We start from the raw sequence: 25,068 nt of genomic DNA, 5'->3' as shown, positions 1-25,068 counted from the left end.
GACACGGGAGTGCCACCCGGCCGAGGGGCCGGCCGCCCGTGTCCACTCCTCGATTCTGTCCGCGCTCCCCGACTTCAGCCACCGCCTGTGGACAACACCCGGGCGACAGGCGTCACACAATGCGACATATAGGTCATATTTACGCCTAGTCTGACATTGCACTGTCCACAGCGGTTGCGCTTTTCGCACTCCGGTCTTAGGGAAGGCGGCCTTCGACATGCCCGCAGACCTCGCCGTCATCGGACTCGGCCACCTCGGCCTCCCTCTCGTGCAGGCCGCCGTGGCCGCCGGGATCGACACCGTCGGCTACGACACCGACCCACGCCCCTGCGCCGAGCTACGCGCGGGCCGCACCCCCGTCGAGGGCTCCCTCACCGCGTCCGACATCCGCCGCATGCTCTCCGGCGGTTTCCGCCCCACCACCAGCGCCGCCGAGCTGGGCCGGGTCCGTACCGCCGTGATCTGCTCCCCCACCCCCCTCGGCCCCGACCGCACCGTCGACCTCACCGCCCTCGGCGACGCCGCCCGCGCCCTGGCCGCCCGGCTGCGCCCGCACACCACCGTGCTGCTGGAATCCGCCGTACCGCCCGGCACCACCGAAAACTTCCTGCGCCCCCTGCTCGAAGAGGGCTCCGGGCTCACCGCCGGACGCGACTTCCACCTCGCCTGCTCCCCCAGCCGCCTCGACCCCGGCAACCGCACCCACACCTACGCCTCCACCCCCAAGGTCATCGGCGGCCTCACCTCCGCCTGCACCGAGTCGGCCGCCGCCTTCTACGGGCGCCTCACCGACAAGGTCGTACGGGCCCGGGGGCCGCGCGAGGCCGAGATGACGAAGGTGCTGGAGACCAACTTCCGGCACGTCAACATCGCGCTGGTCAACGAGATGGCGGTGGCCTGCCACGACCTGGGCGTCGACCTGTGGGACGTCATCCGGTGCGCCGAGACCAAGCCCTTCGGCTTCCAGCCCTTCCGCCCCGGGCCCGGCGTCGGCGGCCACGGCGTGCCGGTGGACCCGGGCTGCCTCCCGTACAGCAGCCGCACGCCCGGCCACCCGCTGCGGATGGTCTCGCTGGCGCAGGAGATCAACGACCGGATGCCCAGTTACGTCATCCAGCGCTGCGCCACCCTGCTGAACGAGCACGGCAAGTCCGTCCGGGGCGCCCGCGTCCTGCTGCTCGGCGTCACCTACAAGCCGGACAGCGCCGACCAGGAGGCCGCGCCCGCCCGGGAGATCGCCACCCGGCTGATGGACATGGGCGCCCAGATCGGCTACCACGACCCGCACGTCCTGGACTGGCGGGTGCGCGAACGCCCCGTCCCGCGCGCCGACTCGCTGTACGAGGCGGCCGCCGCGGCCGACCTGACCGTACTGCTCCAGCAGCACCGCACCTACGACCTCCAGGGCCTGGCGGTCAAGGCCCAGCTGCTCCTGGACACCCGGGGCGCCACTCCGGCGGGGGCCGCACACCGGCTCTGAGGGCACGTACCGGCCACCAGGACGTGCGCCCTGTCGGCCATCAGGACGCGCGTGTATCGGCCACCAGGATGTGTGCGTATCGGCCACCGGATTGCTAGTGACCAATTCCGGTGCGTACTGCTACCGTGCGGCGTCACAGAGCGCACACATGTTCGCGTCAAGTACGCGCATGCGCATTTCGCCCCAGGGGGAGACCCACCGTGAGCCAGCCCGTGCAGCCGCCGAACCAGCCCCAGCAGCCGTACGGCGGCCAGCCCGTAGACGGCAACCCGTACGCGGCCGGGCCGGGCGCCCCCGCCCCCGCCGCCCCCACGGGCAACCCCTACGGCGACCAGCCCCCGGCGCCCACCGGCAACCCCTTCGGGAACCCGCAGGGCCAGCCCGCCCCGTTCGGCGGCGCCCCCTTCACCCCGGCTCCCTCGGCCCGCAACAACCTCGCCGTCGGTGTGCTGGTGGCCCTCGGCGCGGCGATCGTCGCAAGCATCCTGTACGGCGTGCTCCTCGGGTCGATCGAGCGCGAGATCGGTTACGCGGCGGTCGGCGTCGGCTTCCTCGTCGGCTTCGCGGCGGCCAAGCTCGGCGGCGCCAACCCGGTGACCATCGCCGCAGCCGCCGTCTTCTCCATCGGCGCCGTCTACTTCGGCCAGCTCATCGCCTACGGGATGATGATGGCGGAAGCCGCCCGGGTGCCGTTCTCCGAGGTCTTCCTCGACCACTTCGACACCGTGACCCGGGTCTGGAAGGAAGAGGCCGACTTCATGCGGTACCTCTTCATCGCCCTCGGCGCGATCGCCGCGATCGGCGGCGCCAAGAAGGCGGGCTGACCCCCGGCAGAGGCAGGCGGAAGGGCCCGTACCGCCGTGGCGGTACGGGCCCTTCCGTATATCTGCGAGATATCTGCGAGCGGTCAGCGGCGGTGCTGGGAGTCCGCCACCGTCACCTCGACGCGCTGGAACTCCTTCAGGTCGCTGTAGCCGGTGGTGGCCATCGCGCGGCGCAGGGCGCCGAAGATGTTCATCGATCCGTCCGGGGTGTGCGAGGGGCCGGTGAGGACCTCCTCGGTCGTCCCGACCGAGCCGAGGTCGACCAGCTTGCCGCGCGGCACGTCCTCGTGGACGGCCTCCATGCCCCAGTGGCGGCCGCGGCCCGGCGCGTCCGTCGCGCGGGCCAGCGGGGAGCCCATCATCACGGCGTCCGCACCGCAGGCGATGGCCTTCGGCAGGTCGCCCGACCAGCCGACGCCGCCGTCGGCGATGACGTGCACGTACCGGCCGCCGGACTCGTCCATGTAGTCGCGGCGGGCGCCGGCCACGTCCGCGACGGCGGTGGCCATCGGGACCTGGATGCCGAAGACGTTGCGCGTGGTGTGCGCGGCGCCGCCGCCGAAGCCGACGAGGACACCGGCCGCGCCGGTGCGCATCAGGTGCAGGGCCGCGGTGTACGTGGCGCAGCCGCCGACGATGACCGGGACGTCCAGCTCGTAGATGAACTGCTTCAGGTTGAGCGGCTCGGCCGCGCCCGAGACGTGCTCGGCGGAGACCGTCGTACCGCGGATGACGAAGATGTCCACCCCGGCGTCGACGACGGCCTTGGAGAACTGGGCGGTGCGCTGCGGGGAGAGCGCGGCGGCGGTGACGACACCGGAGTCGCGCACCTCCTTGATGCGCTGCCCGATCAGCTCCTCCTGGATGGGGGCGGAGTAGATCTCTTGGAGCCGGCGGGTCGCGGAGTCGACCGGCATCTCGGCGATCTCGTCCAGCAGCGGCTGCGGGTCGGCGTGCCGGGTCCAGAGCCCTTCCAGGTTGAGGACGCCCAGGCCGCCGAGCTCACCGATGCGGATGGCGTGCTGCGGGGAGACCACGGAGTCCATGGGAGCGGCCAGGAACGGCAGCTCGAAACGGTAGGCGTCGATCTGCCAGGCGATCGAGACCTCCTTCGGGTCCCGGGTGCGGCGGCTCGGTACGACAGCGATGTCGTCGAATGCGTAAGCCCGGCGGCCGCGCTTGCCGCGCCCGATCTCGATCTCAGTCACGATGTGTGGCCTTTCCCTCTACGTCTGCGCTGACCAGTATCCCCGACACGCACCTGAGGGGCGGTACCGGGAACTCCGGTCCGCCCCTCAGCCGCGCGCCGCTGTGTTACTTCCGGCTGTAGTTCGGTGCTTCCACCGTCATCTGGATGTCGTGCGGGTGGCTCTCCTTGAGACCCGCCGAGGTGATCCGTACGAAGCGGCCCTTGCTCTCCATCTGGTCGACGGACTCGGCGCCGACGTAGCCCATGGTCTGGCGCAGGCCGCCGACGAGCTGGTGGAGGACGTTGGCCAGCGGGCCGCGGTAGGGCACCTGGCCCTCGATGCCCTCGGGGACGAGCTTGTCGTCGGAGGAGACCTCGGCCTGGAAGTAGCGGTCCTTGGAGTACGAACGGCCCTGGCCGCGCGACTGCATGGCGCCCAGCGAGCCCATGCCGCGGTACGACTTGAACTGCTTGCCGTTGATGAACATCAGCTCGCCCGGGGACTCCTCGCAGCCCGCGAGGAGGCTGCCCAGCATGACGCTGTCGGCACCGGCGGCGAGCGCCTTGCCGATGTCGCCGCTGTACTGGAGGCCGCCGTCGCCGATGACCGGGACGCCCGCGGCACGGGCGGCGAGCGCGGCCTCGTAGATCGCGGTGACCTGCGGGACGCCGATACCGGCGACCACACGGGTCGTACAGATGGAGCCGGGGCCGACGCCGACCTTCACGCCGTCGACACCGGCGTCGATGAGCGCCTGGGCGCCGTCGCGGGTGGCGACGTTGCCCCCGATGACGTCGATGGGGACACTCGACTTGATCTTCGCCATCCAGTCGAGGGCGTTGCTGTTGTGGCCGTGCGAGGTGTCGACGATCAGGAAGTCGACCCCGGCGGAGGCGAGCGCTTGGGCGCGGTCCAGCGCCTCGGGGCTGGCGCCGACGGCCGCGCCGACCAGCAGCCGGCCTTCGGCGTCCTTGGCCGCGTTCGGGTACTGCTCGGCCTTCTTGAAGTCCTTGACCGTGATGAGGCCCTTGAGGATGCCCGCGTCGTCGACCAGCGGCAGCTTCTCGATCTTGTGGCGGCGCAGCAGCTCCATGGCCTCCACGCCGGAGATGCCGACCTTGCCGGTGACGAGCGGCATCGGCGTCATGACCTCGCGCACCTGGCGCGAGCGGTCCGACTCGAAGGCCATGTCGCGGTTGGTCACGATGCCCAGGAGCTTGCCCGCGGCGTCGGTGACCGGCACGCCGCTGATGCGGAACTTCGCGCAGAGCGCGTCCGCCTCGCCGAGGGTGGCGTCGGGGTGCACGGTGATCGGGTCGGTGACCATCCCGGACTCGGACCGTTTGACCAGGTCGACCTGGTTGACCTGGTCCTCGATCGAGAGGTTGCGGTGCAGCACGCCGACGCCGCCCTGACGGGCCATCGCGATGGCCATCCGGGACTCGGTCACCTTGTCCATGGCGGCCGAGAGCAGGGGGATGTTCACCCGTACGTTGCGCGAGATGAGGGACGAGGTGTCGACCGCGTTGGGCAGGACCTCTGACGCGCCCGGCAGCAGCAGCACGTCGTCGTATGTCAGCCCGAGCGTCGCGAACTTCTCAGGCACTCCGTCGACGTTTGCAGTCATGACACCTTCCCCAAATGGTCTTGATCGGTGCGGATGTCCATGCTAACGGGCTCCACGGGTGTCTCATTCCACGATCAAGATCAGTTGGGCGTTCTGTAGCTTTCTACGGAACACCCTGCGGGGGCGCGGCTACTGCTCGGCCAGCGCCCGCAGCCGGCTGAGCGCGCGGTGCTGGGCGACCCGGACCGCGCCCGGGGACATCCCGAGCATCCGGCCGGTCTCCTCGGCGGTCAGCCCGACCGCGACCCGCAGGACCAGCAGCTCGCGCTGGCTCTCCGGAAGGTTGGCGAGGAGCTTCTTGGCCCAGGCGGCATCGCTGCTGAGCAGGGCGCGCTCCTCCGGGCCGAGGGAGTCGTCGGGGCGCTCGGGCATCTCGTCGGAGGGGACGGCGGTCGACCCGGGGTGGCGCATCGCGGCGCGCTGGAGGTCGGCGACCTTGTGGCCGGCGATGGCGAAGACGAAGGCTTCGAAGGGCCTGCCGGTGTCCTTGTAGCGCGGCAGCGCCATCAGCACGGCGACACAGACCTCCTGGGCGAGGTCCTCCACGAAGTGACGGGCATCACCGGGCAGGCGGTTGAGCCGGGCGCGGCAGTAGCGCAGGGCGAGGGGGTGGACATGGGCGAGCAGATCGTGGGTGGCCTGCGCATCGCCGTCGACGGCACGGTGCACGAGTGCACCGATCACCGTGGTCTCGTCCTCGCGCATCGGACCATGGTGCCCTGATGCCGCAAGGTCCGCTCCATCGCGTCCCGAGTTGTGCACCGAAGCGTTATGAGCGGGTGCGCCGGATGTCATGTCCTGCGCCCTCCCCTTCCGCTCGACCGAATCGTTCCTGAGGAACTCCACGACTCAAGGATGCGTCATCGGCCGGGAAGCGTCACATGGCGCCGTCGGCGGGCACCCGGATCCGGGGTCGTACCGCTGGTGACCCGTCCCGTCGCCCCGTCCGCCGCTCTGCGGACGGGGGCGGTCCGGGCCGGGCGTCAGCGGACCAGCCCCCAGCGGAAGCCCAGGGCCACCGCATGGGCGCGGTCCGAGGCCCCGAGCTTCTTGAACAGCCGCCTGGCGTGGGTCTTGACCGTGTCCTCGGAGAGGAACAGCTCACGGCCGATCTCCGCGTTGGAGCGGCCGTGGCTCATGCCTTCGAGCACCTGGATCTCGCGCGCGGTGAGCGTGGGGGCCGCGCCCATCTCGGCGGACCGCAGCCGGCGCGGGGCGAGCCGCCACGTCGGGTCGGCCAGCGCCTGGGTGACGGTGGCCCGCAGCTCGGCGCGGGAGGCGTCCTTGTGCAGATAGCCGCGGGCACCGGCGGCGACCGCGAGCGCGACCCCGTCCAGGTCCTCGGCGACGGTCAGCATGATGATCCGGGCCCCGGGGTCGGCGGAGAGCAGCCGCCGGACCGTCTCCACACCCCCCAGACCGGGCATGCGTACGTCCATCAGAATCAGGTCCGAACGGTCGGCCCCCCAGCGGCGGAGGACTTCCTCGCCGTTGGCCGCCGTGGTCACGCGCTCGACACCGGGCACGGTGGCCACCGCGCGACGGAGCGCTTCTCGGGCGAGCGGGGAGTCGTCGCAGACGAGCACAGATGTCATGACCGTCCTCCGCAGCTGATGCGCGTCACCTTGAGCCTCCAGGCTGATACAAGTCGTCACCTGTGCGGTTGACCCCTTCGGACATGTGCCCGAGCTCGTTCTCCGTCAACCGCATCCGCCCTCTTAACGATGGTCACTCGAAAGAGTTACGGGTCGGACCTTCGGGTTCGGCACTCTACGTGAGGGCCCGCACACGGAGGAGAGCGACGCGGGTGATTCACCCGTCAACCGAATCTTCACTCCCTGGCTTGCCCTATTTGGCGAGATTTCTTCCCTTTTGAGGGTGTCTGTGGCTAGATTCGCAAACAGTCATATTTACATCTACTAGCACCGCAGATGTACGGTCGAGACTCAGGTCACCGAAGAGACGATCGCCGATCACGGATCGCCGGTTCACCGGCGGTCGAGGATGCCGCTTCCGACGCAGCACGGCTTCGAGGGGACAAGCGCAATGGCAGATTTCTCCCGCCTTCCCGGACCCAACGCAGACCTGTGGGACTGGCAGCTGCTCGCCGCCTGCCGAGGCGTCGACAGCTCCCTGTTCTTCCATCCCGAAGGTGAGCGCGGCGCCGCCCGCAGCGCTCGCGAGACCTCCGCGAAGGAGGTGTGCATGCGGTGCCCGGTACGCGCCGAGTGCGCGGCCCACGCCCTGGCCGTCAGAGAGCCCTACGGGGTGTGGGGCGGCCTGACCGAGGACGAGCGCGAAGAGCTCATGGGCCGGGCCAGGACCCGGCTGATCACCGCGGCGCCCTCGGGCGCCACCGCCACCACCACGGGCTCACGCCCGACCTGACACCCGACAGCCCGAGTCGAACGCAGAAACGTTTCCCCAATACGGCCACCGGCCCCGCCACCGCCGCCCTGTCCCCGGCCGCGCGGATCCTCAGCGGGCGGCCGCCAGGGACAGCTGGTCCAGGGTGGCCGCCACCGCCGGGACCCGGGCCAGGTCCGGGAGGGTGAGCGCCACGATCTCCCGCGCGATGGCGGGCTCCACCACGACGGTCCGCGCCCCCTTGGGCCGTACCGACTCCACCGCGAGCTCCGGCAGCACCGCCACGCCGAGCCCGGCCCCCACCAGGCCCATCACCGCCGGGTAGTCGTCGGTGGCGAAGTCGATCCGGGGCGTGAAGCCGGACTCCTCGCACACCTCCACCAGCTGGCGGCGGCAGCGCGGGCAGCCCGCGATCCACGACTCCTCGGCCAGCTCGCCGATGGAGACGCTGGGCGCGTCCGCCAGCCGGTGCCCCTCCGGGACCAGGCCGATCAGCCGGTCGGTGAGCAGCGGCCGGACCACCAGGTCGTCCCATTCGCCGCCGGTGGTGCCGTAGCGGAAGGCCAGCGCGATGTCGCAGTCGCCGTCCCGCAGCAGGTCGACCGAGCGCGGCGGCTCGGCCTCGACCAGCGAGACCCGGGTCCCGGGGTGCTCGGCCCGCAGGGCCGCCAGCGCTCCGGGGACCAGGGTGGAGCTGCCGCTGGGGAAGGAGACGAGCCGGACCCGGCCGGCCCGCAGCCCGGCGATGGCGGCCACCTCCTCCTCGGCCGCGGTCAGCCCGGCGAGGATGCCGGAGGCGTGCCGCACCAGCGCCTCGCCCGCCTGGGTGAGGCGCATCTCCCGCCCGGTGCGGATCAGCAGGGTGGTGCCGGCGGAGGATTCCAGCGCCTTCATCTGCTGGCTCACCGCGGGCTGGGTGCAGCCGAGTTCGCGGGCGGCGGCGGAGAACGAGCCGGTGGCGGAGACGGCGCGCAGGACACGGAGGTGGCGTGCTTCGATCACCCCACCACCATAAGAGCTTCTTGGGTGAGAGGCGAATTAATGGCGTACCCCTTTGAGGGTTGAGCCATTAGCGTGACCCGTATGAGATTGCTGAGCGTGAACATCGGCCGCCCCACCCCCCTCCCGTCCGCCGGTGGCCCCGGTGGTCTGTCCGGGATCGACAAGCGGCCGTTCGAGGGAAGCGTGCGGGTCTCCGACCCCGGCCCCAAGGGGACGGGCGGCAGCGGGCTCGCCGGGGACGCGGTCTGCGATCTGCGCAACCACGGCGGCAGCGACCAGGCGGTGTACGCCTTCGCCCGGGAGGAGCTGGACGCCTGGGAGCGGCAGCTCGGCGGCCGGGAGCTGGCGAACGGGGCGTTCGGCGAGAACCTCACCACCCTCGGGGTCGATGTGAGCGGGGCGCTGATCGGGGAGCGCTGGCGGGTGGGGGGCGAACTGCTGCTGGAGGTGACCTCCGGCCGTATCCCGTGCCGGACGTTCGCCGACCACATCAAGGAGGAGAAGTGGGTGCGGCGGTTCACCCAGGAGGCGGTGACCGGTGCGTATCTGCGGGTGATCGAGCCGGGCACGATCCGGGCCGGTGACCCGGTCGAGATCGTGCACCGCCCGGACCACGAGGTCACCGCGGCCTTGCAGTTCCGGGCCGTCACCACCGAGCGCACCCTGCTGCCGTCGCTGCTGGCCGCCGCGTCGGCGCTGCACCCGGAGGCGCTGCGCAAGGCGCGGGAGTACGTGGCGGTGCAGGGCTGAGGGGGTCACGCAGGACTGCATGACGGTCAGTCATCAGGTGTACGCGCACGCCCTGTTGGGGGAACTGCGTCCGCGTACGGCGCGTCCCCCGCTGGTGACCTGTGCTCGGCCGGACCGTCGGCGGAGCGATGCAGCACGTCTGAGATACACGTCTGAGATAGCGGCACGTCCCAGACGCAGGCACGTCTCAGGGGGAAGATCGTGACCGACCGGCCGCAGCCCTGGTACGCACCGGGCCCGCCGCAGGAGCCCGTACCCGGCAATCCGTACGCACAGGACGGCTACGGGCCACCACCACCGCCGCCACCGCGCCGCAGACGCTTCGGCGGGGCGCCGGCCGTCGCCGTCGTCGTCGCGCTGCTGCTCGTGGCCACGGTGGGAGGGGGTGTACGCCGTCACCGACGGGAGGTGGGGCCGGTCCGCCGCGCCGGACAAGGTCCATGACCTGTGGACCGTCGACGGCATCGTCGTCCAGGCCCTGTACCGGAAGGTCGCGGCCTACCGGCTCTCGGACGGGGCAGAGGTCTGGAGCGTGCCGCTGCCCTCCGCCGTCTGCGAGACCCCGGCCGACCCCACCCCCGACGGCAAGGTGGTGATCGTCCGCCAGGAGAGGCCGGACGACGAGCGGGGCAACCGGTGCAACCAGCTCCAGATGATCGACCCGCGCACCGGCAAGGTCCTGTGGCGTCACCGGACCGCTCCCGGTCGGCAGTTCGGCAGTCTGATCTCCGTCGATCCGGTCGTCTTCACCACTGTGAACGCCGAGGACACCACGGCCGACTGGCGGGTCGTGGCCCTGGGCCCCGGAGGGAAGCTCCGCACCACGATCGACCCACGGGACAAGGGGCTCAAGCACTGCGCCGGGAGCGGGTCCGGCGCGGCGCTCGTCTACGAGTCGGCGTCGCCGGACGGGCCGGGCCGGACCTTCCTCATGGGCCCGGGCGGTGCGGGCACGGAGAAGGTGCTCCTCCGGCACCCGGCGGCGGCCTCGGCCCCCGAGACCTGGATGGGCGGCGGGCCTATGTGGACGGCCGGGTCGTCGTCATGCCCTCGGGCGTGAGCGGCACCGGCAGTGACCTCCAGGCCAGCATGCTGTCCTTCGCCCCCGACCGGACCTGACCGGCCCTGACCTGCCCCGACCGGGCCCGATCGGGCCGCCCGCCCGGGGTCGCGGTGCCGCGACCACGGGTGGGTGAAACCGGGGGCGCGCGGGGCACTAACGTGCCGCGTATGACGACTGCACTGATTACGGGCGCGACGGCGGGTATCGGGGCGGCCTTCGCGCGGCGGCTCGCGGGCCAGGGGCACAACCTGGTGCTGGTGGCCCGGGACACCGCCCGGCTGCACGAGCAGGCCACCGAACTGCACGACCGGCACGGCATCGAGGCCGAGGTGCTGCGCGCGGACCTGTCCACGGACACCGGGATCGAGGCGGTCGAGAAGCGGCTCGCGGACCGCACGCACCCGGTCGACCTGCTGGTCAACAACGCCGGGTTCGGCAACAAGGGGCGCTACCTGGACGTGACCATGGCCGACGAGCTGACGATGCTGAAGGTGCACTGCGAGGCGGTGCTGCGGCTGACGTCGGCCGCCGCCACGGGCATGAAGGAGCGCGGCCGGGGCGGGGTGATCAATGTGGCGTCGGTGGCGGCGTTCGTGCCGCGCGGTACGTACGGGGCGTCCAAGGCGTGGGTCGTGCAGTTCACCCAGGGCGCGGCGAAGGACCTCGCCGGTTCGGGGGTGCGGCTGATGGCGCTCTGCCCGGGCTTCGTCCGTACGGAGTTCCACGAGCGGGCCGGGATGGGCACCGGCAACATCCCGGGGTGGATGTGGCTGGACGCGGACAAGCTGGTGGCCTCGGCCCTGGCGGACCTGGCCCGGGGCAGGTCGGTGTCGATCCCGGACCCGCGCTACAAGGCGCTGATGGGGCTGGTCAAGGTGACGCCGCGCAGTCTGCTGGGCGGGGTCACCTCGCGTACGGGACGCAAGTACGGGCCGCAGTAGCGCGTCGGGCCCGCCGTTCGTACCGGGCCCTCCCGTCCCCCGACCCTGTTGTGATCGAATGATCGGCCATCACCCATGGTTCGATCATTCTGCTCAAGGGGGGCTGTCACCGTGCGCGAAGGTGGGGCCGAACGACATGACCGGCTGCTGAACCTGGTCCGCGAGCGCGGCACCGTACGGGTGTCGGACCTGGCGGGACGCCTCGGTGTCTCGGTGGTCACGGCCCGGCGCGATGTCGAGGCGCTGGCCTCCCGGGGGCTGCTGGACCGGACGCACGGCGCGGTGTCCTGGCCCGCCGACCGGGGCCCGGCCGGTACGCCGGTGGGCGGCGGGCCCGTCATCGGGATGCTCGCACCGGCGGCCGCGTACTACTTCGCCGAGGTCATCCGGGGCGCCCACGAGGCGGCCGCCCGGCTCGGCGCCCGGCTGATCCTGCGCGTCACCGACTACCGCCCCGAGGACGACGCCGCGCACGCCGCCGGGCTGCTGGCGGCCGGGGCCCAGGGGCTGCTGCTGGCGCCGAGCTGGACCGAGCCCGAGCACCGGGCGCGCTACAGCGACTGGATCGCCCGGCTGCCGGTGGAGAAGGTGCTGGTGGAGCGGGAAGGGGAGCCCGGCGGTCCGCTGGAGGGGCTGGACCGGGTCGGCTCCGACCACGCTCACGGGGTGCTCCTGGCCGTACGGCATCTGGTGCGGCTCGGGCACGGGACGCCGATGCTGGTCGCGCGGACGGACAGCCCCACCGCCCGGGCGGTGCGCGCCGGTTACGGGCGGGCGCTGGAGACCCTGGGCCTGGCCGGCACCGAACCGCTGATCGCCGCCACCTCCGCCGAGCGCGACCCGGCCCTCTTCGAACGCTCCGCGCTGGCCGTGCGGAACGCGGTGCGCGAGCGGCGGGCGAGCTCGGTGCTGGTGCACAACGACGAGGACGCCATCCGCATGGTGCGCCGCCTGGCCGAGCTGGGCGTGCGGGTCCCGGACGACCTGGCGCTGATCACGTACGACGACGAGGTCGCCGCGCTGGCCGACACCCCGCTCACCGCGGTGGCCCCGCCCAAGCGGGAGGTCGGGCGGTGCGCGGCGGAGCTGCTGGTGGAGCGGTTGTCCGGGCCCCGGTATCCGGGGAGCGGGGAGGCCGCGCCCCGGCGCCGGGTGGCGCTGCTGCCGACGTTGCGGGTGCGGGGGTCGTGCGGGCGGCCGGGGGCGGAGGAAGCCGACCGCCTTGCGGCGGTATGACCCTCTTTGCGGCTCCTTGAATCGATCATTATTCGATCATTCAATCTTTCGCTCTTGACTTCGCTCAGGCGGGATCGAAATATCGCGGCTACCCCCGCCCGTACCGTCCGTACAGGAGCCGTGCCGTGAGCCTCAGTTGGTCCCGTTCCGTCCATGCGCTGGTCGGCGCCGCCACCGCTCTCGCCGTTCTCACGGCGTGCGGCGGCGCCGACGACTCCCGCGTCCGAGGTACCGCCGACGACCCGGTGACCGTGTCCTTCTGGGCCTGGACCAGGGGGTCGCAGGAGGTGGTGGACGCGTTCAACGCGACCCACAGGACGATCAAGGTGGAGTTCGAGGAGATACCGTCCGGCGGTCTCGGCGGCTATCCGAAGATCGCCAACGCGGTGAAGGCGGGCATCGCCCCGGATCTGCTCTCCATCGAGTATCCGCAGCTGTCCGCGTTCGTCAGCCAGGGCTCGCTCCAGGACATCAGCGGCTATCTGACCGAGGACATCAAGAAGAAGTTCCTGCCGCAGACCATCGAGATGACCACGCTCGGCGGCCGGAACTGGGCGGTCCCCTTCGACGCCGCGCCCCAGGTCTTCTACTACCGCAAGGACTTCTTCACCGAGCACGGCATCACCCCGCCGGCCACCTGGGACGGGTTCCGGGACGCGGCCGAACAGGTGCGTAAGGCCTCGCCGAAGACCCGGATCGCCACCTTCTTCCCCGACGATCCGACGTTCTTCCAGGCCATGGCGTGGCAGGCGGGTGCGCAGTGGTTCCGGGCCGACGCGGGCACCTCCGCCTGGCGGATCCACACCACCGACCCCGCCTCCACCCGTACCGCCGCGTACTGGCAGGGCCTGATCGACGACCGGCTCGTCTCCACCGCCTCCTCCTTCAGCCCCGAGTGGACCGGCTCCCTCAAGCAGGGCACCACCGTCGGCTACCTCGGGGCCTCGTGGGGCGCGGGCGTGCTCGCGGGCATCGTGCCCGAGCAGAAGGGGAAGTGGGCGGCGGTGCGGCTGCCGTCCTGGGAGGCGGACCGGCCGGCCAGCGGGATGATCGGCGGCTCCACGTTCGCGGTCAGCAAGGGCAGCACCAAGACGGCGGCGGCCGTCGAGTTCGCGCTGTGGATGTCGACGCACGAGGACGCGATCAAGGCGCGGATCGGGGCGAGCGCCTCCAGCGCCCTGCCCGCCTCCCCCGCGATGGTGCCGATCGCCAAGGAGGCCTTCGACACGAGCTTCTACGGGGGCCAGGACCTGTACGGGCTCTTCGAGGAGGCGGGCGCGTCCATCGGGCCCGACTGGGTGTGGGGCCCGAGCCCCGGCGCCACCAACTCGGCGCTGGGCGACGCGCTCGGCGAGGTGGTGGGCGGTGCGTCGACGCTGCCGAAGGCGATCCGGCGGGCCCATGACGCCACGGTCGCCGACCTGCGCAAGCGCGGCCTGAAGGTGGAGGACCCGGCATGAGCGGCACGCCTGATCCCGTACGCGGTACGCCTGGTCGCGTGACCGGCACGCCTGATCCCGTACACGGCACGCCCGATCCACTGACAGGCCCGCCCGATCCCGTACGCGCCAACAACAGCAAGCGGCCGTCCAGAGCGCTCAGTTCACGAGGCCGCCCCGCGAAGGCGCTCAGCACCCAGGCCCGCACCCGGCTGGCGGCCGGTACCCTCCTCGCCCCCTTCTTCGCCCTCTTCACCGTGGCGATGATCGTCCCGGTCGCGTACGCGCTCTGGCTCAGCCTCTTCACCGAGAAGCAGTCCGGCCTCGGCTTCGACGGTCCGCGTACCGTCTTCGACGGGCTCGGCAACTACGCGAGCGCCCTCGGCGACCAGGCGTTCCGCGACGGGTTCTGGGTGCTGCTCGGCTACTGCGCCTTCTACATCCCGCTGATGGGCGGCGGCGCGATCGTCCTGGCCCTGCTGCTGGACACCGCGCTGGCGCGCGCCCGGCGCTTCTTCCAGCTGGCGCTGTTCCTGCCGCATGCCATCCCCGGCCTGATCGCCGCGCTGATCTGGATCTACCTCTACACCCCGCAGCTCTCCCCCGTGGTCGCCGCGATGGAAGCGGGCGGGATCGGCTTCGACTTCTTCTCCTCCCAGGGCACGCTCCCCTCCATCGTCAACATCGCGCTGTGGGAGTGGCTCGGCTACAACGTGGTGATCTTCTACGCCGCGCTCCAGGCCGTGGACCGCTCGCTGCTGGAGTCCGCGACCGTGGACGGGGCGGGGAACTGGCGGATCGCCTTCTCCATCAAGCTCCCGCTGATCCGCTCCTCGCTGGTGATGGTGCTGCTCTTCACGATCATCGGATCGCTCCAGCTGTTCACCGAGCCCCTGATCCTCAGCCGCGGCTCGGGCTCCGCGGTGACGAGCACCTGGACCCCGAACATGTACGCCTACAGCGCCGCGTTCGAGCGCAACGACTACGGTCTCGCGGCCGCCGCCTCCGTCCTCATCGCGCTCGTCGCCGCCGCGCTCTCGTTCGCCGTCACCCGCTTCACCAACCGGAAGGAGGCCAGGTCATGACCTCCGCCACCTCCAGAACCTCCGCGACCTCCGGCCGATGGCTGTCGAAGACCGCGGTCAACGGTGTGCTCCTGATCGCCGCCCTCTACACGCTCTTCCCGCTGGTCTGGCTGCTCACGGCCGCCACCAAGGACGCCGGGAACCTGCTGGGCGGTGACGTCTTCTCCTTCGAGGGCTTCGACCTCGCGCACAACCTGTCGGAGCTGACGGCGTACCAGGACGGCATCTACTTCCGCTGGTACGGCAACTCCCTGCTGTACGCGGGCATCGGGGCGCTGGGCTGCTCGCTGGTGAGCGTGGCCGCCGGGTACGCCTTCGACAAGTACCGCTTCCGGGGCAAGGAGAAGCTGTTCGCCCTGGTGCTGCTGGGCGTGCTGCTGCCCTCCACGGCCCTGTCCCTGCCGCTGTATCTGCTGGCCGTGGAGACCGGCACCGTCAACACCTACTGGGCGGTGCTGATCCCGGCGCTGGTCAACCCGTTCGGCGTGTACCTCTCGCGGATCTTCAGCGCGGGCTACATCCCCGACGAGGTGCTGGAGGCCGCCCGGATCGACGGGGCGGGTGAGCTGCGGACCTTCTGGTCGGTGGGGCTGCGCATGGTCATGCCCGGGTTCGTGACGGTCTTCCTCTTCCAGTTCACCGCGATCTGGAACAACTTCTTCCTGCCCTTGGTGATGCTGTCGGACAAGGACCTCTATCCGCTGAGCCTGGGCCTGTACAACTGGCACAGCAACGCCAACGCCGACCCGGCGTTCTATCCGATGGTCGTGACCGGCTCGCTTCTGGCCGTCACGCCGCTGATCATCGCCTTCGTCGTGCTCCAGCGGCACTGGAAAGCCGGACTGACCGCAGGGAGCCTCAAGTGACACCCACCCCCGCCGCCCTCCTCGCCATGGGCCCGGGCATCGCGGACCGCCTCTTCACCCCCGTACAACGGGAGCGGCTCACCGCGCTCGTGGAGACCGATCCGGCGCTGGTCGCCCACCGGCTGGCCGGTCCGGAGCCCGAAGTCGCGGCCGCGCTCGCCGGGGCGGAGCTGCTCATCACCTGCTGGGGCGCGCCCCAGCTCACCGCCGAGGTCCTCGCCGCCGCTCCCCGGCTGCGGGCCGTCGTCCACGCGGCCGGGAGCGTCAAGCACCACATCACCCCGGCCTGCTGGGAGCGGGGCATCCAGGTCACCTCGGCGGCCGGGGCCAACGCACTGCCGGTCGCCGAGTACACGCTGGCCGCGATCCTGTTCGCCGGGAAGAACGTGCTGGGCGCCGCCCACCGCTACCGGCAGCTCCGGGCCCCGCACGACTGGCGCGCGGAGCTGGACGGGCACGGCAACTACCGGCGGTGCGTGGGGATCGTGGGCGCCTCGCGGATCGGGCGCCGGGTGATCGAACTGCTGCGCCCGTTCGACCTGGACGTGCTGCTCTTCGATCCGTACGTGGACGCGGGGGCGGCGGCCCTCCTCGGCGCGGCGAAGGTGGGCCTGGACGAGCTGTGCGCCCGCAGCCGGATCGTCTCGGTCCACGCGCCGGAGCTGCCCGCGACCCGGCACATGATCGGCGCCGCCCAGCTGGCGGCGATGGCGGACGGCACCACGCTGATCAACACCTCGCGCGGTTCGCTGGTCGACGGGGAGGCGCTGCTGCCGGAGCTGGTGTCGGGGCGGCTGAACGCTGTCCTCGATGTGACGGAGCCGGAGGTTCCGCCGCCCGGCTCCCCGCTGTACGACCTGGAGAACGTCCTGCTGACCCCGCATGTGGCGGGGTCGCTGGGGGACGAGATCCACCGCATGGGGGACTTCGCGCTGGAGGAGATCGCGCGGTACGTACAGGGGGTGCCGTTCGCCGACCCGGTCACCCCGGACGACCTGGCCCGCAGGGCGTAGGCGGACAGCCGGAACGCACCGAGGCCCGGTGCCCCCGCGACGGGGGTACCGGGCCTCAGGCGTACGGAAAGCCGCGTACTAGTGGGAGTGGCCGTGGCCGCCGTGACCGGCGTCGGCCTCTTCCTCGGCCGGCTTCTCGACGACCAGGGTCTCGGTCGTGAGCAGCAGCGACGCGATGGACGCGGCGTTCTCCAGGGCGGAGCGGGTGACCTTGACCGGGTCGATGACGCCGGCCTTGACCAGGTCGCCGTACTCGCCGGTGGCGGCGTTGAAGCCCTGGCCCTTGTCCAGCTCGGAGACCTTGGAGGTGATGACGTAACCCTCCAGGCCGGCGTTCTCGGCGATCCAGCGCAGCGGCTCGACGGCGGCGCGGCGGACGACCGCGACACCGGTGGCCTCGTCGCCGGTCTTGCCGAGGTTGCCCTCCAGGACCTTCACCGCGTGGACGAGGGCGGAGCCACCGCCGGAGACGATGCCCTCCTCGACCGCGGCGCGGGTGGCGGAGATGGCGTCCTCGAGGCGGTGCTTCTTCTCCTTGAGCTCCACCTCGGTGGCGGCACCGACGCGGATGACGCACACGCCGCCGGCCAGCTTCGCCAGGCGCTCCTGGAGCTTCTCGCGGTCCCAGTCGGAGTCCGTGGACTCGATCTCGGCCTTGATCTGGTTGACGCGGCCCTTGACGTCGTCGGAGTTGCCCCCGCCGTCGACGATGGTCGTGTCGTCCTTGGAGACGGTGACGCGGCGGGCGGTGCCGAGCACGTCCAGACCGGCCTGGTCCAGCTTGAGGCCGACCTCTTCGGCGATGACGGTCGCACCGGTGAGGGTGGCGATGTCGCCGAGCATGGCCTTGCGGCGGTCACCGAAGCCGGGGGCCTTCACCGCGACGGCGTTGAAGGTGCCGCGGATCTTGTTGACGACGAGGGTGGAGAGCGCCTCGCCCTCGACGTCCTCGGCGATGATCAGGAGCGGCTTGGAGCCACCGCTCTGGATGACCTTCTCCAGCAGCGGGAGCAGCTCCTGGATGGAGCCGATCTTGCCCTGGTGGATCAGGATGTACGGGTCGTCGAGGACGGCCTCCATACGCTCCTGGTCGGTCACCATGTACGGGGACAGGTAGCCCTTGTCGAAGGCCATGCCCTCGGTGAACTCCAGGTCCAGACCGAAGGTGTTGGACTCCTCGACGGTGATGACACCGTCCTTGCCGACCTTGTCCATCGCGTCCGCGATGAGCTCGCCGACCTGGGTGTCCTGCGCGGAGAGCGCGGCCACGGCGGCGATGTCGGACTTGTCGTCGATCGGGCGCGCGGTGGAGAGGAGCTCCTCGGACACGGCCTTGACGGCGGCGTCGATGCCCTTCTTCAGGGCGGCCGGGGAGGCGCCCGCGGCGACGTTGCGCAGACCCTCGCGGACGAGCGCCTGGGCCAGGACGGTCGCGGTGGTGGTGCCGTCACCCGCTACGTCGTTGGTCTTGGTCGCCACCTCCTTGACGAGCTGGGCACCGAGGTTCTCGTACGGGTCGTCGAGTTCGACCTCGCGCGCGATGGTGACGCCGTCGTTGGTGATGGTGGGTGCGCCGAACTTCTTGTCGATGACGACGTTGCGGCCCTTGGGGCCGATCGTCACCTTGACCGTGTCGGCAAGCTTGTTGACGCCGCGCTCAAGGGCGCGACGGGCGTCCTCGTCGAACTTCAGAATCTTCGCCATGGGCTGTACTTCCCTCTCGGACGAACTGCGCCCCTCGCCACCCGGCTAGTTATTTCGCAGGGGGCCAGGGGCGCAGAACACAAGCAAACGTGGGTGAATTACTTCTCGACGATCGCGAGGACGTCGCGGGCCGAGAGGACGAGGTACTCCTCGCCGTTGTACTTCACCTCGGTGCCGCCGTACTTGCTGTACAGGACGACGTCGCCGGTCTTGACGTCGAGCGGAAGACGCTCGCCGTTCTCGAAGCGGCCCGGACCAACGGCGAGGACGACGCCCTCCTGGGGCTTCTCCTTCGCGGTGTCCGGAATGACCAGGCCGGAAGCCGTGGTCTGCTCGGCGTCGAGCGGCTGGACCACAATGCGGTCCTCAAGCGGCTTGATCGCAACCTTGGAGCTGGTGGTCGACACGATCCGGTCTCCCCCTTCGGAGATCTCACGGGGTTTAGCAGTCAGTGGGCGGCGACCAGACCGATCCGTCGTCGCGGGTGCCGGACCTGCCCTGTCGCACAGTGTGGTGCTGGCACTCTCCAGGGGGGAGTGCCAGACCTGAGACTATGACCGCGATTAGCACTCGGTCAAGCGGAGTGCCAATTCACCACCCTCGCGCCGTCTCGGTCGGGGCTCCGTCGGATCACCGTCGGGACAACGCCGGGGCGGAGCTTCGCGTTCCGTACGACGGTACGGAGATGACGCATCCCGAGAGCGGCCTGCCCGGAGGACCGCCCGGAAGACCCGGAAGACCGGCCGGGAGGGTCGCGGGGCGGCCGTCGGCGCCAGGTGGCCGCGCGGACCTGCTGCTGGGCCTGGTGCTGGTGGTCGCGGAGGTGGCGGCCGGGGCCATATCGGCCCTGTGGCTGGGGATGCGCGGCTGGGCGCGGTCCCACGAGGCGACCGCCGGCACGATGTCCGCGCCCCTCCCCACCGCCCCGGGCGTGGACTGGACCCCCGCCATCGCCCCCGCCTGGAACTCCCCGCCCTGCCGCAGCGGGGGCACCAGCGACGAATGCGCGCGCAGCGGGGGCTGAGCGCGCATTCGGGGGCGTACGTCAGGAGGCGGGGGTCAGACGTAGTCCTCCAGCTTCGCCACCGCGTACCCCTTGTCCGTGATGGTCTTCATGACCAGGCGGATCATGTCGGGCATCGTGCCCTTCCAGGCGCCCTTGCCCCGGAAGTGGGTGAGGACGATGTCGCCGGGGTGCAGGTCCCGGTCCCACTCGCGCCACTCCATGTGGTCGGCGAAGGCCTCGGCGGACCACAGGGGCACGGCGGTGATGCCGCAGCTCTTGGCGACGACGAGGGTGTCGCGGTTGTAGTTGCCGTAGGGCGGGCGGAAGAGGGTGGGGCGCTTCCCGTAGTTCTTGAGGATCTTCTCCTGCTGGCCGCAGATCTCCCGCTTCTGCTCGGCGTAGGAGAGGCCGGGCAGATAGCGGTGGTTGAGCGTGTGGTTGCTGATGACCACCCCGCGCTTCTGCATCTGCTGGAAGTACGCGTAGTTGTCGTTGGTGACGTAGTCGCTCAGGAAGGCGCTGTAGGGGATGTCCAGTTCGGTCATCATCCGCAGCAGCGCGGGGTCCTTCTCCGCCCCGTCGTCCATGGTGAGGAAGACGATCTTCTCCTTGGTGGGGACGGTGGTGAAGACGGGCGGCAGCCCCTTGTCGTCCCGGACCTCGAACCCCTTGCGGGTGGTGATGCGCGGCTTCACCTCCGGCGGTTCGGGGGCGGCGAGCGGGGTCTTGGCCAGCCCCCACTTCTTCGCGGCGACGGCCCGTGCGGCCTGTCTGCGCTTGAGTTCCTCGGCGTACGTGTCCAGAGCGCGGGCGGGCCCGGCCTGCGGGGCGGCCTCGTTCGGCTGCCCGGCGGCGGGCTTCGCCGGTCCGCCCGGGGCTCCCGCGCCGCCGCCACCCGTCTCCGACGCGCAGGCCGAGGTGATGGTGGCGGCCAGGAGGGCCGCCAGCACGACGGAGACCGGCCGGTGCCGCTTCATGGGTGATTTTCCTTTTTGTCGTACTAGCTGCATGGCGCCGCATCCTGCCAGCCGCCTACGCGCCTCCCGCCCCGACACCGCGAGGGGACCGGACCCGTCCCCCGACCGGCCCATAGGGTTGACGTGTCACCCTTCAAGAGCCCGCGTCGGCCCATGGGCGCCCGCCTGCGCGCACCGGCCACAATGGACCGGGTGAACGCATCGACCCCCGCCACCCCGGCCGACGACCCCGCTCGCGCCGCCTTCGCCGCCCTGCGCACCCCCGAGGGCGAGCACCTGCTGGCCGAGCTGCGCGACCACGACCCCGCCGCCGAGCTGGCCACCGCGACCCGGCTGCGCCGCACGCACCCGGCGGAGCTGGTGTCGGCGGCGCTCGGCCAGGCCCGGCTGCGGCAGCGGGCGGTGGCGAAGTTCGGGGCGGAGGACGCGTACCGGATGTACTTCACGCCCAACGGCGTCGAACAGGCCACCCGCACCTCGGTCGCCGCCCACCGCGCCGCCAGGTTCGCCGCGCTCGGCGTGCGCAGCGTGGCCGACCTGTGCTGCGGCATCGGCGGCGACGCCATCGCGCTGGCCCGCGCCGGGATCACCGTCCTCGCCGTGGACCGCGACCCGCTCACCGCCGAGGTGGCCCGCGCCAACGCCGGGGCGCTCGGCCTGGGCGCGCTGATCGAGGTGCGGTGCGCCGACGTCACGGAGATCGACACCTCTCCGTACGACGCCGTCTTCGTGGACCCGGCCCGGCGGGGCGGACGCGGCCGGATCTTCGACCCGGAGGCGTACTCACCGCCGCTCTCCTGGGCGGTGGCCGCCGCGCTGAAGGCCCCCCGCGCGGCGCTGAAGATCGCGCCCGGCATCCCGCACGAGGCGATCGGCCCGGAGGCGGAGGCCGAGTGGATCTCGGACGGGGGCGACGTGAAGGAGGCGGTGCTCTGGTACGGGGAGGGGATCGCGCCCGGCTCGTTCCGGGCCACCCTGCTGCCGTCCGGGGCCACCCTCACCGCCTCGGCCCCGCTGGACGCCCCGCCGGTGGGCCCGGTCGGGCGCTATCTGTACGAGCCGGACGGCGCGGTGATCCGGGCGCACCTGGTGGCCGACATCGTGGAGCGGTGCGGCGGGCGGCTGGTGGACGAGACGATCGCGTACGTCACGAGCGATGTGCCGTACTCCTCGCCGTACGTCGCCGGGTACGAGATCACCGACCGGCTGCCGTTCAACATGAAGAAGCTGAAGGCGCTGCTGCGGGAGCGCGGGGTGGGCGTACTGACCGTCAAGAAGCGGGGCTCGGCGGTCGAACCGGAGGAACTGCGCCGCCGGATGAAGCTGAGCGGGCCCAACTCGGCGACGGTGTTCCTGACCCGGGTGGCCGGGGCCCCGACGATGCTGATCGGGCATCCGCTGGGGTGACGCCCGACGCCCGACGCCTGAACGCTCCGGCCGATGTCGGTCCGGTGGGTCGGTGAGCCGACGGGTCGGAACGTACGGCGTCAGCGGTGCGCCGGGGCGTGCGCCGAGGCGTCGGCCACAGCGTGCGCCAAGGCCTGCGCCGGTGCTGCGGCCCCCTTCAGGACGCGCACCACCCAGCGCCGGTGCGCCAACGCCTTGACCGCGCCGATGAGTCCGGTGAGCCAGGCGACCATGCCGAGGCCCATGGCCAGGGCGACCAAGCCGTACGTGTGCTCGCCCGGCCGGGCGCTCGCCGGTGCGATCACACAGAGCGCCAGCCCGCCCGCCGCCAGGGCGAACGACAGCAGCAGCCAGACCAGGCTCGTCCCGGGCAGCCGCAACTCCCGGTCGCGCTCCGGGTCCCGGTCCAGCGCGCCCCACTCCACGAGCAGCGCGCGCACCTCCCGGTCGCGGGCGAGGTACAGGCAGACGAAGGCGACGGCCGGGATCAGCGCGGCGGCGCCGACGAGCAGGGACAGGATCCCGCCGAGCACGCTGAAGAAGTCGTGCGCCTCCTCGAACACGACGAGCGCCGACCCCACCAGCAGCCAGCCGAACGCGGCGAGCCCGGCCCACATCCCCAGCACGCCGAGCCGCCCCGGCCCCAGGTGCATCCCCACCAGCGCGCGCAGGACCAGCGCCCGGTCGGCGAGCATCGCCTCGCGGTCGGGCCAGGTCCGGATCTCCACGGGAGGCGGGGGCGGAGGCAGCGGGGCACGGCGTGACATGGCCCAGACACTACCGACAGCCGACGCGGCCCAGGAGCGGACCGGCCGGCGGGCGCGGACCGCCGGGCAGCGGACCTGCGGGCGCGGACCGGCGGGCGGACCGGCGGCCGACGGACCGGCGGGCAGCAGACCGGCGGGCGCGGACGCCCCCCGGAACGAGCCCGCAGCATCAGCCCGGCTCAGGCGTCCCGCAGCGCCTGGATGTCCAGCTTGCCCATCCCGAGCATCGCCTTCATCGTCCGCTCCGCCTTCGCCGGGTCCGGGTCGGCCAGCAGCCCCGGCAGCTCGTTCGGGACGATCTGCCAGGAGACGCCGTACCGGTCCTTGAGCCAGCCGCACTGCCCCTCCTCGCCGCCCTCGGAGAGCGCGGCCCAGAGCCGGTCCACCTCGGCCTGGTCGGCGCAGTCCACGGAGAGCGAGATCGCCTCGGTGAAGGGGAACTGGGGGCCGCCGTTGAGGCCCGTGTACTCCTGGCCCGCGAGCCGGAAGCTGACGGTGAGGACGTCGCCCGCCGTGCCGGGACCGGCTTCGCCGTAGTAGCTGATGTCCAGGACGCGGGAGTCGCCGCCGAAGATCGCGACGTAGTGCTCGGCCGCCTCCTTCGCCTGGCCGTCGTACCAGAGACAGGGGGTGATCTTCTGCATGGTGGTCGTCTCCTCGTCCGGCCGCCCCACGGTCGGGGCGTGCGCCTCGTGGGCCTCGTGGAAGGTAGACCGGCCCGCGCGCCCGGACTCATCGGTCCGCCGCGTCGCCTCCAGGCTCCGCCGCGACCGGCTGGGCGGCCACCGGGCCGCCGCCCGCCCGGCTCTCCCCCGGCAGCAGGACGTACGCCGCCAGCGCGGCGGCCGCCAGGAGCCCGGCCGCGACCCAGAACGCCGCCGCGTAACCGGCCGAGAGGTCCCTCACCCCGGTGCCGCCGCCCGTGACCTGGGCGGCGACCGTGACCAGCACCGCGAGGCCGAGCGAACCGCCGACCTGGCGGGAGCTGTTGAGCAGCCCGGAGGCCATACCGGTCTCGCCGGGCACCACGTCGGTGGTGGCCGCCGTACCGAGCGGGACGAAGCAGAGGCCGATGCCCAGCGAGCAGAGCAGCGACGGGCCGAGGATCGAGGCGAGGAAGGAGCCGTCGACCGTGGCGGTGGCCGCGAACCAGCCCATCCCGAGCGCCGCCAGCACGCCGCCCACGGTCATCAGCCGCCGGATGCCGAGCACCGCGACCGCGCGGGTGGCCAGGATGGAGCCCGCGACGACGCCCACGCAGAACGGCAGGAACGCGAACCCGGCGGCCGTCGGCCCGTAGCCGAGGACCAGCTGCATGTAGAGCGAGACGAAGTAGAACGCGCCGAACTGGGCCGAGGCCAGCAGCAGGCAGAACAGGTTGGCGGTGAGCACCGGCCGCCCCCGCAGCAGGCCGGGCCGGAGCAGAGGCGATGGCGTACGGAGTTCGACGGCGACGAACGCGGCCAGCAGGAGCACCGCCGCACCGAGCGTGGAGAGCGTGACGGCCGAGCCCCACCCGTCGTCGGATGCCCGTACGAGGCCGAGGACCAGCAGCGTCGTCCCGGCCGTGGCCAGGAGCGCCCCGGCGAGGTCCAGCCGGGCGCCGGTCCGGCGCTGCCTGCCGACCGGTCCGGTACGCGCGGCGGCGGCCAGGGCGAAGGCGACGATCGGCACGTTGACGAGCATCACGGCCCGCCACCCCGCCGCGTCGGTGAGCACGCCGCCCGCCAGCACCCCGACCGCACCGCCCGCCGCACCCGCCATACCCCAGAGCCCGAGCGCCCGGGAGCGGGCGGGCCCGGCCGGGAAGGCGAGGGTGATCAGGGCGAACGCCACCGGGGCGAGGGCGGCGGCGCCCACGCCCTGGACGGCCCGCGCCGCGACCAGCGACCCGGGCGACCAGGCGAGACCGCCGGCCAGGCTGGCGAGGCCGAAGAGGACCAGGCCCGCCGTGAGCACGCGGCGGGGCCCCGCCAGGTCGGCGAGCCGGCCGCCGAGCATGAGGAGTCCGCCGAAGGCGAGGGCGTACGCGTTGACGACCCAGAGCAGCCCGTCCCGGCCGAAGCCGAGGTCGCCGCGGATGTCGGGCAGGGCCACGTTCACCACGGACATGTCCAGCGACACCAGGAACTGCACGGTGAGCGCCACCACCAGCAGCCACCGCCCGTGTCGCGCCGCCGCTTCCGTCCCCGACCCGCCTGCCACCGTGCCGTCCATGACGCGTCCTCCCCTTGGCCAACCCTCACCGATCCCCGACCGGAGAATTACCATACACGTATAGAAAATAAACCCGCCGGTACGGAAGAGGACCCGGAAGGGGAGAA

Annotated in this window: 24 protein-coding genes; 13 read left to right on the top strand and 11 right to left on the bottom strand. The window is 71.8% G+C overall.

Going from position 1 to position 25,068, the window contains the following annotated elements; all coding sequences use genetic code 11:
* The first annotated feature begins 217 nt into the window (after window positions 1-217).
* Together GTY67_RS21650 and GTY67_RS21645 are read left to right on the top strand one after the other, a co-directional pair.
* Window positions 218-1,480 carry a nucleotide sugar dehydrogenase gene (locus GTY67_RS21650; protein WP_093692738.1) on the top strand — a complete coding sequence of 421 codons (1,263 nt, stop codon included), beginning with the start codon at window positions 218-220 and terminating at the stop codon, window positions 1,478-1,480.
* Between the two features lie 200 nt (window positions 1,481-1,680).
* Window positions 1,681-2,304, top strand: coding sequence for a hypothetical protein (locus GTY67_RS21645; RefSeq protein ID WP_343238723.1), 624 nt, complete (start codon window positions 1,681-1,683; stop codon window positions 2,302-2,304).
* 83 nt (window positions 2,305-2,387) lie between these two features.
* On the opposite strand, the gene GTY67_RS21640 is transcribed toward GTY67_RS21645, so the two are convergent.
* The 4 genes from GTY67_RS21640 to GTY67_RS21625 all read right to left on the bottom strand — a co-directional run bounded on the left by GTY67_RS21640 (window position 2,388) and on the right by GTY67_RS21625 (window position 6,716).
* Complete coding sequence (locus GTY67_RS21640; protein WP_093692739.1) at window positions 2,388-3,512, bottom strand: GuaB3 family IMP dehydrogenase-related protein; 1,125 nt, start codon at window positions 3,510-3,512, stop codon at window positions 2,388-2,390.
* Window positions 3,513-3,618: 106 nt separating this feature from the next.
* Entirely contained in the window at window positions 3,619-5,121 is a 1,503-nt protein-coding gene (guaB, locus tag GTY67_RS21635) for an IMP dehydrogenase (RefSeq protein ID WP_161279709.1), read from the bottom strand.
* Between the two features lie 129 nt (window positions 5,122-5,250).
* A complete protein-coding gene (locus GTY67_RS21630) occupies window positions 5,251-5,826 on the bottom strand; it encodes a sigma-70 family RNA polymerase sigma factor (protein ID WP_084748752.1) in 576 nt (191 codons plus the stop codon).
* A gap of 278 nt (window positions 5,827-6,104) precedes the next feature.
* Entirely contained in the window at window positions 6,105-6,716 is a 612-nt protein-coding gene (locus tag GTY67_RS21625; RefSeq protein ID WP_003948568.1) for a response regulator transcription factor, read from the bottom strand.
* Between the two features lie 451 nt (window positions 6,717-7,167).
* On the opposite strand from GTY67_RS21625, the gene GTY67_RS21620 reads away from it, so the two are divergent.
* Window positions 7,168-7,509, top strand: coding sequence for a WhiB family transcriptional regulator (locus tag GTY67_RS21620; protein WP_093692761.1), 342 nt, complete (start codon window positions 7,168-7,170; stop codon window positions 7,507-7,509).
* Window positions 7,510-7,599: 90 nt separating this feature from the next.
* On the opposite strand, the gene GTY67_RS21615 is transcribed toward GTY67_RS21620, so the two are convergent.
* Complete coding sequence (locus GTY67_RS21615) at window positions 7,600-8,490, bottom strand: LysR family transcriptional regulator (RefSeq protein WP_161279708.1); 891 nt, start codon at window positions 8,488-8,490, stop codon at window positions 7,600-7,602.
* 81 nt (window positions 8,491-8,571) lie between these two features.
* Here GTY67_RS21615 and GTY67_RS21610 point away from each other — a divergent pair, with 81 nt between their 5' ends.
* From GTY67_RS21610 to GTY67_RS21575, 8 genes are all read left to right on the top strand, one after another.
* Window positions 8,572-9,240, top strand: a complete 669-nt coding sequence (locus GTY67_RS21610) for an MOSC domain-containing protein (protein ID WP_161279707.1) — start codon at window positions 8,572-8,574, stop codon at window positions 9,238-9,240.
* Between the two features lie 385 nt (window positions 9,241-9,625).
* The gene (locus GTY67_RS21605) at window positions 9,626-10,300 is read left to right on the top strand and encodes a PQQ-binding-like beta-propeller repeat protein (protein ID WP_343238722.1); all 675 of its coding nucleotides are present in this window, start codon (window positions 9,626-9,628) and stop codon (window positions 10,298-10,300) included.
* 170 nt (window positions 10,301-10,470) lie between these two features.
* Window positions 10,471-11,244 carry an SDR family oxidoreductase gene (locus tag GTY67_RS21600; protein WP_093692743.1) on the top strand — a complete coding sequence of 258 codons (774 nt, stop codon included), beginning with the start codon at window positions 10,471-10,473 and terminating at the stop codon, window positions 11,242-11,244.
* A 111-nt stretch (window positions 11,245-11,355) separates the two neighbouring features.
* The gene (locus GTY67_RS21595; protein WP_161279706.1) at window positions 11,356-12,480 is read left to right on the top strand and encodes a substrate-binding domain-containing protein; all 1,125 of its coding nucleotides are present in this window, start codon (window positions 11,356-11,358) and stop codon (window positions 12,478-12,480) included.
* Window positions 12,481-12,605: 125 nt separating this feature from the next.
* Window positions 12,606-13,940 (top strand): sugar ABC transporter substrate-binding protein, encoded by a 1,335-nt coding sequence (locus tag GTY67_RS21590; protein WP_161279705.1) that lies wholly within the window; start codon window positions 12,606-12,608, stop codon window positions 13,938-13,940.
* A gap of 191 nt (window positions 13,941-14,131) precedes the next feature.
* Entirely contained in the window at window positions 14,132-15,004 is an 873-nt protein-coding gene (locus GTY67_RS21585) for a sugar ABC transporter permease (RefSeq protein ID WP_161280211.1), read from the top strand.
* Window positions 15,001-15,870 carry a carbohydrate ABC transporter permease gene (locus tag GTY67_RS21580; protein ID WP_093692746.1) on the top strand — a complete coding sequence of 290 codons (870 nt, stop codon included), beginning with the start codon at window positions 15,001-15,003 and terminating at the stop codon, window positions 15,868-15,870. Before GTY67_RS21585 ends, GTY67_RS21580 begins: the two co-directional genes overlap by 4 nt.
* A 26-nt stretch (window positions 15,871-15,896) precedes the next feature.
* Window positions 15,897-16,883, top strand: a complete 987-nt coding sequence (locus GTY67_RS21575; protein ID WP_161280210.1) for a hydroxyacid dehydrogenase — start codon at window positions 15,897-15,899, stop codon at window positions 16,881-16,883.
* A gap of 78 nt (window positions 16,884-16,961) precedes the next feature.
* Here the strand turns inward: GTY67_RS21575 and groL are convergent, their stop codons facing one another.
* Together groL and groES are read right to left on the bottom strand one after the other, a co-directional pair.
* Window positions 16,962-18,587: a chaperonin GroEL gene (groL, locus tag GTY67_RS21570; protein ID WP_093692747.1), complete on the bottom strand. Its 1,626-nt coding sequence runs from the start codon at window positions 18,585-18,587 to the stop codon at window positions 16,962-16,964.
* Between the two features lie 98 nt (window positions 18,588-18,685).
* Window positions 18,686-18,994 carry a co-chaperone GroES gene (groES, locus tag GTY67_RS21565; RefSeq protein WP_003966899.1) on the bottom strand — a complete coding sequence of 103 codons (309 nt, stop codon included), beginning with the start codon at window positions 18,992-18,994 and terminating at the stop codon, window positions 18,686-18,688.
* Between the two features lie 278 nt (window positions 18,995-19,272).
* On the opposite strand from groES, the gene GTY67_RS21560 reads away from it, so the two are divergent.
* Window positions 19,273-19,611 carry a hypothetical protein gene (locus tag GTY67_RS21560; protein ID WP_161279704.1) on the top strand — a complete coding sequence of 113 codons (339 nt, stop codon included), beginning with the start codon at window positions 19,273-19,275 and terminating at the stop codon, window positions 19,609-19,611.
* A gap of 35 nt (window positions 19,612-19,646) precedes the next feature.
* On the opposite strand, the gene GTY67_RS21555 is transcribed toward GTY67_RS21560, so the two are convergent.
* The gene (locus GTY67_RS21555; RefSeq protein ID WP_093692749.1) at window positions 19,647-20,570 is read right to left on the bottom strand and encodes a polysaccharide deacetylase family protein; all 924 of its coding nucleotides are present in this window, start codon (window positions 20,568-20,570) and stop codon (window positions 19,647-19,649) included.
* A gap of 183 nt (window positions 20,571-20,753) precedes the next feature.
* On the opposite strand from GTY67_RS21555, the gene GTY67_RS21550 reads away from it, so the two are divergent.
* A complete protein-coding gene (locus GTY67_RS21550; protein WP_161280209.1) occupies window positions 20,754-21,977 on the top strand; it encodes a methyltransferase domain-containing protein in 1,224 nt (407 codons plus the stop codon).
* A gap of 80 nt (window positions 21,978-22,057) precedes the next feature.
* Here the strand turns inward: GTY67_RS21550 and GTY67_RS21545 are convergent, their stop codons facing one another.
* From GTY67_RS21545 to GTY67_RS21535, 3 genes are all read right to left on the bottom strand, one after another.
* Complete coding sequence (locus GTY67_RS21545; protein WP_161279703.1) at window positions 22,058-22,744, bottom strand: hypothetical protein; 687 nt, start codon at window positions 22,742-22,744, stop codon at window positions 22,058-22,060.
* A 179-nt stretch (window positions 22,745-22,923) separates the two neighbouring features.
* Complete coding sequence (locus tag GTY67_RS21540; RefSeq protein ID WP_093692765.1) at window positions 22,924-23,388, bottom strand: VOC family protein; 465 nt, start codon at window positions 23,386-23,388, stop codon at window positions 22,924-22,926.
* 88 nt (window positions 23,389-23,476) lie between these two features.
* Window positions 23,477-24,961, bottom strand: coding sequence for an MFS transporter (locus GTY67_RS21535; RefSeq protein WP_161279702.1), 1,485 nt, complete (start codon window positions 24,959-24,961; stop codon window positions 23,477-23,479).
* Window positions 24,962-25,068: the final 107 nt, after the last annotated feature.

Source organism: Streptomyces sp. SID8374 (assembly GCF_009865135.1).
GTDB lineage: Bacteria > Actinomycetota > Actinomycetes > Streptomycetales > Streptomycetaceae > Streptomyces.
The sequence above is the reverse complement of the archived record's forward strand: the minus strand, read 5'-3'. Positions and strand labels throughout refer to the sequence as shown.